12 protein-coding genes are annotated in these 12,426 nt (G+C 71.8%); 6 read left to right on the top strand and 6 right to left on the bottom strand.

What is annotated here, in order from left to right; translation table 11 throughout:
• The 3 genes from ABEB17_RS13570 to ABEB17_RS13560 all read left to right on the top strand — a co-directional run bounded on the left by ABEB17_RS13570 (window position 1) and on the right by ABEB17_RS13560 (window position 2,724).
• The gene (locus ABEB17_RS13570; protein WP_345717212.1) at window positions 1-402 is read left to right on the top strand and encodes a cytochrome c oxidase subunit 4; all 402 of its coding nucleotides are present in this window, start codon (window positions 1-3) and stop codon (window positions 400-402) included.
• 198 nt (window positions 403-600) lie between these two features.
• Complete coding sequence (locus tag ABEB17_RS13565) at window positions 601-1,842, top strand: L,D-transpeptidase (RefSeq protein ID WP_345717211.1); 1,242 nt, start codon at window positions 601-603, stop codon at window positions 1,840-1,842.
• 63 nt (window positions 1,843-1,905) lie between these two features.
• Entirely contained in the window at window positions 1,906-2,724 is an 819-nt protein-coding gene (locus ABEB17_RS13560; RefSeq protein ID WP_345717210.1) for a phosphotransferase, read from the top strand.
• A 17-nt stretch (window positions 2,725-2,741) separates the two neighbouring features.
• Here the strand turns inward: ABEB17_RS13560 and qcrB are convergent, their stop codons facing one another.
• From qcrB to ctaE, 4 genes are all read right to left on the bottom strand, one after another.
• Entirely contained in the window at window positions 2,742-4,433 is a 1,692-nt protein-coding gene (gene qcrB, locus ABEB17_RS13555; protein WP_345717209.1) for a cytochrome bc1 complex cytochrome b subunit, read from the bottom strand.
• Window positions 4,430-5,515 (bottom strand): cytochrome bc1 complex Rieske iron-sulfur subunit, encoded by a 1,086-nt coding sequence (qcrA, locus tag ABEB17_RS13550; RefSeq protein WP_378226956.1) that lies wholly within the window; start codon window positions 5,513-5,515, stop codon window positions 4,430-4,432. Before qcrA ends, qcrB begins: the two co-directional genes overlap by 4 nt.
• A 47-nt stretch (window positions 5,516-5,562) precedes the next feature.
• On the bottom strand, window positions 5,563-6,366 hold the full coding sequence (gene qcrC / locus ABEB17_RS13545; RefSeq protein WP_345717208.1) for a cytochrome bc1 complex diheme cytochrome c subunit: 804 nt from the start codon (window positions 6,364-6,366) through the stop codon (window positions 5,563-5,565).
• 133 nt (window positions 6,367-6,499) lie between these two features.
• Window positions 6,500-7,147, bottom strand: coding sequence for an aa3-type cytochrome oxidase subunit III (gene ctaE / locus ABEB17_RS13540; RefSeq protein ID WP_345717207.1), 648 nt, complete (start codon window positions 7,145-7,147; stop codon window positions 6,500-6,502).
• A gap of 171 nt (window positions 7,148-7,318) precedes the next feature.
• Here ctaE and ABEB17_RS13535 point away from each other — a divergent pair, with 171 nt between their 5' ends.
• A complete protein-coding gene (locus ABEB17_RS13535) occupies window positions 7,319-7,744 on the top strand; it encodes a response regulator (RefSeq protein WP_345717206.1) in 426 nt (141 codons plus the stop codon).
• A gap of 3 nt (window positions 7,745-7,747) precedes the next feature.
• Window positions 7,748-8,836 (top strand): anthranilate phosphoribosyltransferase, encoded by a 1,089-nt coding sequence (gene trpD, locus ABEB17_RS13530; protein WP_345717205.1) that lies wholly within the window; start codon window positions 7,748-7,750, stop codon window positions 8,834-8,836.
• A gap of 6 nt (window positions 8,837-8,842) precedes the next feature.
• Here the strand turns inward: trpD and ABEB17_RS13525 are convergent, their stop codons facing one another.
• Together ABEB17_RS13525 and ABEB17_RS13520 are read right to left on the bottom strand one after the other, a co-directional pair.
• The gene (locus tag ABEB17_RS13525) at window positions 8,843-9,127 is read right to left on the bottom strand and encodes an Lrp/AsnC family transcriptional regulator (protein ID WP_345717204.1); all 285 of its coding nucleotides are present in this window, start codon (window positions 9,125-9,127) and stop codon (window positions 8,843-8,845) included.
• Between the two features lie 82 nt (window positions 9,128-9,209).
• Window positions 9,210-10,967: a DEDD exonuclease domain-containing protein gene (locus tag ABEB17_RS13520; protein WP_345717203.1), complete on the bottom strand. Its 1,758-nt coding sequence runs from the start codon at window positions 10,965-10,967 to the stop codon at window positions 9,210-9,212.
• A 63-nt stretch (window positions 10,968-11,030) separates the two neighbouring features.
• Between ABEB17_RS13520 and ABEB17_RS13515 the strand changes: the two genes are divergently transcribed.
• Window positions 11,031-12,362, top strand: a complete 1,332-nt coding sequence (locus tag ABEB17_RS13515; RefSeq protein WP_345717202.1) for an NYN domain-containing protein — start codon at window positions 11,031-11,033, stop codon at window positions 12,360-12,362.
• Window positions 12,363-12,426 lie beyond the last annotated feature (64 nt).

The raw sequence follows: 12,426 nt of genomic DNA, 5'->3' as shown, positions 1-12,426 counted from the left end.
GTGAAGGTCGAGAGCTGGCTGTTCGGGGCCGGCGCGTTCTTCTTCGCGCCGGTCGGGATCATCTACGGCATCCTCACGCACTGGGACGAGCCGGTCGGCCCGGTGGGGCTGTTCCTGACCGCGGGTCTGGCCCTGATGGTCGGCTGGTACCTCTGGTACACCGCCCGGCACATCGACCCGCGACCTGAGGACGACCCGGCCGCGCCGATCGAGGCCGCGTCGGGGGAGTACGGATTCTTCTCCCCGCACAGCTGGTGGCCACTGCCGCTAGCCGCCTCGTGCGCCGTGATGTTCCTGGGTCTGGCCGTGGGCTGGTGGTTGCTCTACATCGGGGTCGGGCTGGCCGCTCTCGCGCTCGTCGGCTGGGTGTTCGAGTACTGGCGTGGCGTGCACGCGCACTGAGCGCGACGCGGCGGCAGCCGGCGAGATTTAGGGCAGACCTGTCCTCGTGCTCTACAATCGGAGGGTCGCCAGATCCACGCCGTCGTGGATCTTGACGCCCCTGCCGGGACGCGTCACGGCGGCGGTCAGTCCATCTGGTCCCGGTCGAGCGCGCGGCACCTGGGTGCCCCCCGCCCGGGACAGCCACAGGGGATGTGCATGACGAGTTCGACCACCACCGCGTTGCTGAGCCGCAAGGGCGTGCTGACGTGGTCCGCGGTGCTGCTCACGGTCGGGCTCACCACCTCCGCCTGCCAGTCGGTCACGCCCGACGCTGCCGCTCAGGGGACGCCGTCCGCGTCGGCGTCCGCTTCGGCGTCGACGACGACGTCGCCGGCAGCGGCCGTCACCATCACCCCGCGCGACGGGGCCAAGTCGGTGCGCCCGGATGCCCCGGTCACCGTGAAGGCCAGCAACGGCACCCTGAGCGAGGTCACGATGACCGCCGCGAGCGGCGCGAGCATCGAGGGTGAGCTGAGCGCCGACAAGTCGGTGTGGACGGCGACCGGCGGCCTCAAGCCCAAGACGACGTACACCGTGACCGCGAAGGCCGAGAACGCTGACGGCGCGTCCACCTCGACGACGTCGACCCTGCGCACGCTGACCCCGAAGGACACGGCGAACTACACGGTCATCCCGTCCAGCGGCGTGGTCGGCGTGGGCATGCCCGTGGTCATCCAGTTCGTGAGCCCCGTCGACAAGGACAAGCGCGCCGACATCGAGAAGCGCGTCACGGTGAGCGCCACCCCGGCCGTCAAGGGGACCTGGGGATGGTTGGACGGGCGTCAGCTGATCTTCCGGCCCAGCAAGTACTGGAAGAGCGGCAGCAAGGTGCACGTCACGGCCGACGTCGCTGGCATCGAGACCAAGAAGGACCTCTGGACGGCGACGAACGCCGATACGACCTTCACCGTCGGCTCCGCCATGATCAGCACGGTGAACACCCAGACGCACCGGATGACCGTCACCCAGAACGGCAAGGTGCTGCGCACCCTCAAGGTCAGCACCGGCCGCCCCGGCAGCAAGACCGAGACCCGCAGCGGGATCAAGGTCATCCTGTCGCGCGAGTCCGAGCACACGATGGACTCGACGACGGTCGGGATCCCCAAGGGTCAGCCGGGCTACTACCGGCTCAAGACCGAATGGGCGATGCGCCTGACCTGGAGCGGTGAGTTCCTGCACTCCGCACCGTGGTCGGTCGGCTCGCAGGGCAGCGCGAACGTCAGCCACGGCTGCACGAACCTGAGCCCCTCCGACGCCAAGTGGCTCTTCGACCACTCCAAGATGGGGGACGTCGTGAAGTTCGTCGGCTCCAGCCGCGGGCTCGAGGAGTACAACGGCTACACGATGTGGAACCAGACGGCTGCGCAGTGGGGTCAGAAGTCCGCCCTCGCGAGCTGATCGGCTGGCGGTGGCCCCGGGGGCGGGGGAGCGCGCTGCTCGTAGCGTGAGAGGCTTCCCGTCATGCCTGAGGAGGAACCGCTCACCGGTGGCAACACCACGGTCGTCGTCCGCGTCGGGGCGACGGTGCGGCGTCCGGTCGGGCCGTGGACGCCGGCCGTGCACGACCTGTTGAACCACCTGACCGCGGTCGGCTTCGCTGGCTCGCCACAGGTTCTCGGCATCGACGACGCGGATCGGGAGATCCTCGAGTTCGTCCCGGGCGACGTGGGACGGCTGACCGAGGCTGAGCCCTTGCCGGCGTGGTTTCGGACGCCGGAGAGCTGCTGGTCGATCGGACGTTGGATCCGCGACTTCCAGTCAGCGCAGGCGGGTCTTGTGGTGGATCCCGCGAAGCCGTGGCGGCGCGCTGAGGGGACTGCGCTGGGGCCGGACGACGTGATCGTGCACCACGACGTCTCGCCGTACAACACCGTGCGTCGACCGGACGGCTCCCTCGTCGTGCTGGACTGGGACTTCGCCCGACCCGGGGATCCGATCGAGGACCTGGCCTGGGCGGCGTGGCGATGGGTGCCGTTGATGACCGGCCGACGATGGCATGCCGAGTACGGGGTCGGCGCCGACGAGGACGTCCGCCGGCGCCAGGAGCGGAACCTGGCCGGCCTCCTCGACGGGTACGGCCCGTCCAAGCGCCAACGGCGCGCACTGGCCGACGCGATCGCGCGGCAGATGAGCGGCCACGCAGCGGACCTCGACGACATGGCCCGGAGCGACCCGGTGTTCGCTCGGCTGGTCGACCTCGACTACGCCCGAGCGGCCCGCCGCGACGCCGAGTGGTGGGTCCACGCCGACCTGGCGCGCAGCTCGCTGCTCGCGCGCTGAACCGGCTGAGCCGGCGGTCAGGCGTGGGTGTCGGCGCCTGACCCGACGGGGCTGCCCTCGATGGCCGCACGGTGCTCGTCGTGGGCCTCGATGGCGTCGTGCCCCCCGTGGGCGTGTGCCGCGGCCAGCTCGGCCGGGGTGACGGCCTCGACGCGGTCCTCGAACCAGAAGTTCGACAGCTTCGCGCGGATCGCCTGCGCCCGGTGCCCGGGCCGACGTACGCCGTTCTCGTCGACGCCGTCCTCGACCGGCAGCGGGCGGTGGGTGTCGTGCTGCACGAGCTCCCAGCGGGCGTGCTCGTCCAACGGCGCGTGCACCTCGAAGAACTCACCGTGCGGCAGACGCACCACGCGACCGGTCTCGACGCCGTGCAGGACGAGGTCCCGGTCCCGGCGCTGCAGTCCCAGGCAGATCCGCTTGGCGACGAGGAACACCAGCGGCGGGATCACGAAGACCGCGATCCGCAGGAAGTTCGTGATGTCGTTGATCGACAGCTTGAAGTGCGTGGCGATGATGTCGTTGCCGCCACCCGCCCACAGCAGCAGGTAGAACGAGATCGCCATCGCGCCCAGGGCCGTCCGGGTCGGTGCGTTGCGCGGGCGGTCGAGCAGATGGTGCTCGCGCTTGTCACCGGTCACCCACGCCTCGAGAAACGGGTACGCGATGGCCACGGTGGTCACGATGCCCGGCAGGATCAATCCGCCGATGGCGATGTTGAAGCTGAACGTCCACCCGAAGACCTGGAACTCCAGCCAGCCAGGCAGGAGCCGGATCGCCCCCTCGAGCCAGCCCATGTACCAGTCCGGTTGCGAGCCGGCCGTGACGGGAGAGGGGTTGTAGGGGCCGTACGCCCAGATCGGGTTGATCTGCGCGATGGCCGCGAGCAGCGTCGTGACGCCGAACACGATGAAGAAGAAGCCGCCGGCCTTCGCCGCGTACACCGGCATGACCGGGAAGCCGACCACGTTCTTGTTGGTCCGGCCGGGGCCGGGGTACTGGGTGTGCTTCTGCAGCGCGACGAGCATGATGTGCACGGTGAACAGCCCGACCAGCAGGGCCGGGATCAGCAGAACGTGCACGGTGTAGAGCCGGGGGATCAGCGCCTCACCGGGGTAGGGCCCACCGAACACGAACGACGACACGTACGAGCCCACGATCGGGATCGACAGGATCATGCCGCGGGCGAAGGAGAGGCCGGTGCCGGACAGCAGGTCGTCCGGCAGCGAGTAGCCGGCGAAACCCTCGACCAGCGCCAGCAGCGCCAGCACCATGCCGATCACCCAGTTGATCTCGCGCGGCTTGCGGAACGCGCCGGTGAAGAACACCCGGAACATGTGGCAGGCGATCGCGGCGACGAACAGCAGGGCGGACCAGTGGTGGATCTGCCGGATGATCAGGCCGGCGCGGATGTCGAAGGAGATGTCCAGCGTCGACTTGTACGCCTCCGACATCCCGATGCCCTTCAGCGGCACGTAGGAGCCGTCGTACACGACGTGGCCTGCCGACGGGATGAACCAGAACGTCAGGAAGGTGCCGGTCAGCAGCAGGACGATGAGGCTGTACATCGCCACCTCGCCGAGCATGAACGACCAGTGGTCCGGGAAGACCTTCTTCAGGCCGTACCGCATCGCACCGGCCGCGCCGGTGCGCTCGTCGACGTAGTTGCCGATGCCGCCGGCTACCCGGCCGGACGCCGTCTGGGTGCTCATGATGACTGGCCCTTCACAGGATGGCGCTGACCACGCTCGGGGAAGCTCGGTCCGACAGCCTCCTGGAACGGCTGCCGGGCCACCAGGTAGCCCTCGTCGTCCACGCTGATGGCCAGCTGCGGGAGCCGGCGGTGGGCCGGGCCGAAGATGACCTTGCAGTCGTCGGTGACGTCGAACGTGGACTGGTGGCAGGGGCACAGCAGGTGGTGCGTCTGCTGCTCGTACAGACCCACGGGGCAGCCCACGTGGGTGCAGATCTTGGAGTAGGCCACGATGCCCTCGTAGCCCCAGTCGAGCTCCTTGGAGTTCTTGATGTCCGTGGGGTCGAGCCGGATCAGGATCACGGCGGCCTTCGCCTGCTGCTCGAGCACGTCGTCCGTCTGGTCGATGCCCTCGGGCATCACGTGGAAGACGGAGCCGATCGTCACGTCGGACGCCTTGATCGGCGCGAGCTCCGGGTCGCTGACCAGGCGCATGCCGGTCTCCCAGAACGTGGTCGAGAGCCAGTCGCCCGGCATCGGGCCGAGGTCGCGCAGACCGACGATGAACGGGAGGCCGAACAGTCCGAGCGCGCCGCCCAGGGTCAGCTTGATCAGCGGTCGGCGGCCGATGCCGGAGGTCTCGCCGCCCTCGGCCAGCACGGCGACCGCGTCCGCCCGGGTCTCGTCGCTGCTGCGCAGGTCGTGGCGCTCCTCGACGACCTCTTCATCTGGCATGAGCGTCTTGGCCCAGTGCACCGCGCCGAGGCCGATGAAGAGCATCCCGAAGCCGAGGCCGCAGCCCAGCAACAGGTTCTGCAGCAACGTGTCGCCGATGAACGGGATGTGCACGACGTCGTCGAGGTCGACCGCGAAGTAGGACACCAGGAACACCAGGGTGCCGACCATCGACAGCACGAACATGGTGGCGACCTGGCGCTCGGCGCGCTTGGCCGCGCGCGGGTCCGAGTCCGCCATCCGGTGCACGTGGACGGGCATGCCCGGGTTCTCGAACAGCGTCGGGGCGGCCGTGGTGCCCGCCAGCGTCACCGCGTGCTCGGGTGCGGGGACGTCCTCGGTCCGCGCCGGGGCGTTGTCGCTCATGTCCGTCCGTCCTGCGTCGACGCCGTCAGTGGTGCTGTCGTCAGCCATCACGCCGCCTTGGAGCCGAGCCAGACGGCGCAGCCGATCAGGGCGCCGATGCCGACGATCCAGACGAAGAGCCCCTCCGGCACCGGGCCGAGGTTGCCGAGCGAGGAGCCGCTCGCGTTGGGCTCCTCCTGGATCGTGTTCAGGAACGCGATCACGTCGCGCTTGCGCTCCGGCGTGATGTTCTGGTCGTTGAACACCGGCATCGACTGCGGGCCGGTGACCATGGCCTCGTAGATGTGGGTGCCGCTGACGCCGCGGATGCTGGGCGCGTACTTGCCTCGGGTCAGTGCCCCGCCGGCGCCGGCGAAGTTGTGGCACATCGCGCAGTTGACCCGGAAGATCGCGCCGCCTCGGGCCGCGTCCCCGCCCTCACCGCTCGTGTACTCCGCACCTGGGATCGCCGGGCCGGGAGCCAGTGAGGCGACGTACGCCGCCAGCTGACCGATCTGCTCCTGGTTGAACTGGACCCGCTTCTCCGGTGCCTGCGGGCCGGGCTGGGCCATCGGCATGCGGCCGGTGCCGACCTGGAAGTCCACCGACGCCGCACCGACCCCGATCAGGCTCGGCGCCGTGGTCTCGTCGTCCAGGTTGACCGGACCGCCCTGGGCGTTCAGCCCGTGGCACGTCGCGCAGTTGGCGAGGAAGAGCTTCTTGCCCTCCGCGATGTCGTCCGAGGACGCCGTCGACGCCTGCGCGGGCTTGGGGGCCAGCGCGGCGTAGGCGGCTCCGGTCGCCAGCAGGGCCAGGGCGATCAGCAGCACCAGGGCCATGGGGTGGCGCCGACGGGCGGCGAGTGCGGTCACGTGCGGATCCTCGTTTCGTGCCGAGCACGAGCGCGGGGCTCGGGCTGTCCAGCGAGCGTACGGCGAGCGAGGGGACGTTGCGCAGGCGGCGACGCGATCCGTCGACAGCCTGCCTCCCTGGTCACCGTACCGGTCACTTCAGCAGGTAGATGGTTGCGAACAGGGCGATCCAGACCACATCGACGAAGTGCCAGTAGTACGACGTGACGATCGCGCCGGTGGCCTCTGCGTGGCCGAACCGGCGGGTCAGGAACGTGCGGCCGATGATCAGCAGGAACGCGATCAGGCCGCCGGTGACGTGCAGGGCGTGGAAGCCGGTCGTCAGGTAGAACACCGAGCCGTAGGCGTCGGAGTTGATCTTGACGCCGTCACTGACCAAGTGCGCGTACTCCAGCACCTGCCCGGACACGAAGATGGCCCCGAAGACGTACGTCAGCGCGTACCACTCGCGCATGCCCCACAGCCGGACCTGCAGCAGCGAGCCGGTGCGCGCGGGCTGGAACTGCTCGGCCTTCCAGACGCCGAACTGGCACCAGACCGAGCTGATCACCAGGATCAGCGTGTTCGCCGCTGCGTACGGCACGTTCAGCTTGTCGGTGTTCTCGGTCCACAGGGCCGGAACGACGGAGCGGATCGTGAAGTACATCGCGAACAGGCCGGCGAAGAACATCAGCTCGCTGGACAGCCACACGATGGTGCCCACCGACGCCATGTTCGGCCGGCTCACCGACGCGTGGGCTGAGGGAGCCTGAACTGCGGATGCGGTCGCCACGGGCGTCATTATTGCCCCATCAGCCACGGAAGGGGGAAGCGACCCCCCGGCCCGGGCGAAGGTGGCGCGAAATCAGTGCGGACGTCGGGTGCGCTCGGTTCGCCTCAGGCCGGGAGCGCTACCATCGCGAGCACGCCAGATCCCACCCCAGACAGCCCACGGCCCAAGAGGACGACACGCATGAGCGCGACGCAGGCGACCAGCGCGGAGCAGGACACCCGGACGCTGACCGTGCTGGTCTACAGCGACAACGTCGACACCCGCACCCAGGTCCGGATGGCCGTCGGACGTCGTCCGGCCGCCGACGTGCCGCGGGTGGAGTGGCTCGAGTGCGCCACGCCGGCCGCTGTGGTCGAGGCGCTGGACGCCGGCCGCGCCGACCTGGTGATCCTGGACGGCGAGGCCAGCCCGCTCGGCGGGATGGGCCTGTGCCGCCAGCTCAAGAGCGAGATCTTCCGGTGCCCGCCGATCCTGGTGCTCACCGGTCGGCCGCAGGACTCGTGGCTGGCCGCATGGTCGCTCGCCGACAACGCGGTGTCCCACCCGCTCGACCCGGCCGGCGTCGCCGAGGCGGTCGCCGAGCTCGCTCGCAGCCTGCAGGCCTGAGCGGTGCCCGAGCAGGGCGCGGATCGGCCCGTCGCCGAGCCCACCTGGCCCGAGCTGCTGCACCGGCTCATCGGGCGCGGTGACCTGAGCGCCGGGCAGACGGCCTGGGCCATGGACCGGATCATGTCCGGCGAGGCGGCGCCCGTGCAGGTCGCGGGGTTCCTGGTGGCGCTGCGCGCCAAGGGCGAGAGCGTCGACGAGATGACCGGCCTGGTCGCGGCGATGCTGGACCACGCGGTCCGGATCGAGGTGCCCGGCCCGTGCGTGGACATCGTCGGCACCGGCGGCGACCGGGCCCACACGGTGAACATCTCGACCATGGCGGCCCTCGTGGTGGCCGGCGCGGGCCCGCGCGTCGTCAAGCACGGGAACCGCGCGGCGTCCAGCGCCTGCGGGTCGGCCGACGTGCTGGAAGCCCTCGGCGTCCGGCTGGACCTGTCGCCGGACCAGGTGGCCCAGGTGGCCCAGCAGGCCGGGATCACCTTCTGCTTCGCCCAGGTCTTCCACCCCTCGTTCCGACACGCCGCCCCGGCCCGGGCCGGGCTCGGCGTCCCGACCGCGTTCAACTTCCTCGGGCCCCTGACCAACCCGGCCCAGCCGCGGGCCGCTGCCGTCGGCGTGGCCGACCGGCGGATGGCTCCGATCGTGGCCGGGGTGCTGGCCGGCCGCGGGGTCAGCGCCCTGGTGTTCCGGGGCGACGACGGGCTGGACGAGCTGACCACGTCGGGCCCGTCGTCGGTCTGGGAGGTGCGGGATGGGGACGTCGTCGAGCAGTCGCTCGACCCGGCGGACCTCGGCGTGCCGCGGGCGTCCATCGAGCAGCTGCGCGGCGGCGACGCGGCCTTCAACGCCGACGTGGTGCGCCGGCTGCTCGCTGGGGAGCCCGGTCCGGTGCGGGACGCGGTGCTGCTCAACGCGGCCTCGGCGCTGGTCGCGGCCGATGCCGCGGACGACGCCCGGCCCACCGAGCGGTCTTCCGGCAGCCTCACCGAGCGGATGGGCGAGGCCCTGGTCCGGACGGCGGAGTCCGTCGACACCGGTGCGACCGCTCAGGTGCTCGACCGCTGGGTCGCTGCCACCGCGGCGTTCTGACCGCGGTCAGCCCTCGTCGAAGCCCAGGGCGAAGGCCGCCTCCAGGTCGTGCTTGGAGTAGGCCCGGAACGAGATGTGGGTCTGCGTGTTCAGCACGCCTTGCACCTTGTTGAGGCGGTCGGCGATCACGTCGGCGAGGGCGTCGTGCTCGCGCACCCGGACCAGGGCGATGAGGTCGATGTCGCCGGTCACGGAGTACACCTCGCTGACCCCGTCGAGGGCGGCGATGGCGGCGGCGACCTCGGGGATGCGGTCCACCTCGGCCTGGATGAGCACGATCGCTGTGATCACGGGTGGTCTCCCTGGACGTCGGGGGGTTCGTGCCGAGCGTACTGGCCCGGATCGCAGGTCTCGGCCGGGGTCGGCGCAGCCGTCAGCCGGCCACCCCGGCGAGCCGGTCGCCGAAGCCGGCGACACCGGTGCGCAGCGCCGCGGACACCGGGTCGAGCTGCGCCCGCTCGTAGCCTGCTCCGTGCAGCGGGCACGACCAGGAGCCCTGGACGTCGACCAGCCGGGTGCCGTCCGCCTCGAGCCAGCGCAGCACCTTCTCGGCCTCCTCGGGCGTCGCCGCGGGGGAGGGCAGCACCGGGCTCTCGACGACCTCACCGGTGGCGCGCAGGGCGTCCACGTAGGGCCACGGGTCACTGCCGCGCGGGCTCACCGTGGTGCCCGCCAGGCGTCCGTACCGCACGAGGACGATCTCCCACCCACCCTGCGTTGGGCGGCGGGCGGCGACGATCTCGGCGCACGAGGCCAGGCTGCCGATCCGCTGCACCCGGGCCGCCGCCCGGACCACCGCGACCAGGCGGTCCCGGACGACCGCGGCCTGCTCGAACCGCTGGTCGTCGCTGAGCGAGCCGATCCGGGCTCTCAGGTCGCGGACCAGCCCGCGGCAGTCCCCGGTCATCGCGGCCCGTGCCTGCGCGACGATCGCGGCGTAGTCGACCACCGCCTGCTCGTGGTCGTACTCGTCAGCCGCGCGGGTGCAGGGCGCGGCGCAGCGTCCCATCTCGGCCAGTGCGCACGCGCCCCCGCCGCCCCGCCGCCCCATCCGCCGGGAGCACTGACGCAGGGCGAAGACCTCGTGCAGCGCGTCGACGGCCTGCTCCGCGGCCCGGCGGCCGCTGAACGGCCCCAGGTACGTCGCGTCGTCGGCCCGGACCTCGGAGACGATGGACAGCCGGGGGAACGGCTCCACCGTGAGCTTCACCCAGGGCTGGCGCTCGGGGAACCGCGAACGCCGGTTGTACCGCGGCTTGTGCTCGGCGATGAGCCGCAGCTCGCGCACCTCGGCCTCGAGCGGCGTCGCGCACACGATCGGGTCGACCCGCTCGGCGATGCCGACCATCTCGGCCATCCGGGTGCGGGTCTCGGACGCGGTGAAGTAGCTGCGCACCCGGGTCCGGATGTCACGCGACGTCCCGACGTACAGGACGTGGTCGCGGCCGTCGCGGAACACGTAGACGCCGGGGGCGTTGGGCAGCGGCTCCGCGAGGTGCCGCTTGCGACGCTGCGCGGGGGACACGCGCGAGCTGAAGGTGCTGAGCTCCTCGAGCGAGCGCACCCCGAGGGAGCCCACCCGCTCGAGCAGACCGTGCAGGACGTGCACGGTCGCGCGCGCGTCGGTGAGGGCGCGGTGGTCGGGCGTGGTGGGGGAGCCGAACAGCCGGGCGAGGCTGCTCAGCTTGCGGTTCGGCACCTCGTCGTTGGTGACCACCTGGCGGGCCAGGTGCACGGTGTCGACGACCGCGAAGCCTGGCCACGGCTGGCCGCACTGGCGCGCAGCGGCCTTCAGGAACGAGACGTCGAACGGGGCGTTGTGCGCGACCAGCACGCTGCCGCGGGCGAACTCCAGGAACGCCGGGAGCACCGAGCCGATACCCGGTGCCTCGCGGACCATCGCGTCGGTGATGCCGGTGAGCAGGGCGATGAACGGCGGGATCGGCACCCCGGGGTGGACCAGCGTCTGGAACTCGCCGAGGACCTCGCCACCGCGCACCCGCACGGCGCCGACCTCTGTGATGCCCGACGTCCCCGGCGCACCGCCGGTCGTCTCGAGGTCGACCACGACGAACTCGACGTCGGACAGCGGTGTGCCCAGCTCGTCGAGCGTGCCCTGGATCAGCCTCATGTTCCGGAGGGTAGATCCGGGCGCCGACAGCGGCGGTGAGGCTCGCTGACCTAGGCTGCGACGGTGTCCAGAGAGACCGCGTCCGAACCGCTCGCCGCCGCGCCGGTCCTGCCGGACGTCGTGCGGCGCCGGGTGCTGGACGCCGCGGCGACTGCCCTGGGCGAGCTCGCGCCCGAGCTCGTACCCGCCGGTCTGGCGCGGGTGCGGGGGTTCGCGCCGGCCCGTCGGGCCGGTTCCGGCGCGACGCCGCTGGCGGCCGCGCTCGAGCGGGACGCCGGTTTCCGCGCTGAGGCCGCATCCGTCGTCCGGCAGTCCGCCCCGGAGCTGTCGGCCGCCCTCGCGGCGGGCGAGGTGCCCGCCGCCGCCGACCCGGTGGACGTCGCCGTCACCGCGTACCTGCTCCGGCCGGACGGCTGGCAGGCCACCCTCGAGGCCGCCCTGCAGCAGGTACGACAGCGCGCCGAGGCTGGCGCCGTGGCCCAGGACGCGCGAGAGCTGACCCGGCTGCGGACGGAGCTGGCGGCCGCGCGGGCGCAGCTGGACACCCAGCAGTCAGAGTCCGAGCAGCGGGTCCGGGCGCTGGACGAGGAGCTGGCGGAGGTGCGCCGCGAGCTGCGTCGGCACCGATCGGACGCCGATCGGGCCCGGGCGCAGGGCAAGGCGGCCGAGCAGGCCGCGCAGGAGCGGGCCGCGGCAGCGGACGAGCGGGTCCGGGAGTCGCAGGCCCAGGCGGCCAGGGCGCAGGGCGACCTCGCCCGCGCCCAGGACGCGCTGGAGGCTCTGCGGCGGGCCGACCGCGAGGGACGCTCGCTGGCCGGGTCACGCGCGCGGTTGCTGCTGGACACGGTGGTGGACGCCGCCGTCGGTCTGCGTCGCGAGCTCGGGCTGCCGCCGGCGGACGTGCTGCCGGCCGACCTGGTGGGTGCGCACGACCCGTCGGCCGGCGCACCGGTGACCGCATCACGGGCCCGCGAGGAGGACGACCCGACCCGGTTGACCGAGCTGCTGCTGATGCCCCGCGCGCACCTCGTGGTGGATGGCTACAACGTGACCAAGAGCGCGTACGGCGAGCTGCCGCTGGTCGACCAGCGGAGCCGGCTGGTGAGCGGCCTGTCGGCCCTGGCGGCTCGTACCGGCGCGGAGGTGACCTGCTGCTTCGACGGCGCCGTCGTCGAGGGACGGGTCAGCGCGCCCGCGGCCCGGGGCGTGCGCGTCCGCTTCAGCGACCCCGGACAGACGGCGGACGAGCTGATCCGAAGGCTGGTCCGCGCCGAGCCGACCGGCCGGGTCGTGGTGGTGGTCTCCAGCGACCGGGAGGTCGCCGACGGGGTGCGCCGCTCGGGAGCGAGACCCGTGCCCAGCGCGGCCCTGGTCAAGCTGCTCACCCGCGGCTGAGGGGGAATCAGACTCCTCGGGCCAGGCGTGCACGGCCGGTTGTCAGACCCTGCCCCTAGCGTCG

The organism is Angustibacter luteus (assembly GCF_039541115.1).
Lineage (GTDB): Bacteria > Actinomycetota > Actinomycetes > Actinomycetales > Angustibacteraceae > Angustibacter > Angustibacter luteus.
The sequence above is the reverse complement of the archived record's forward strand: the minus strand, read 5'-3'. Positions and strand labels throughout refer to the sequence as shown.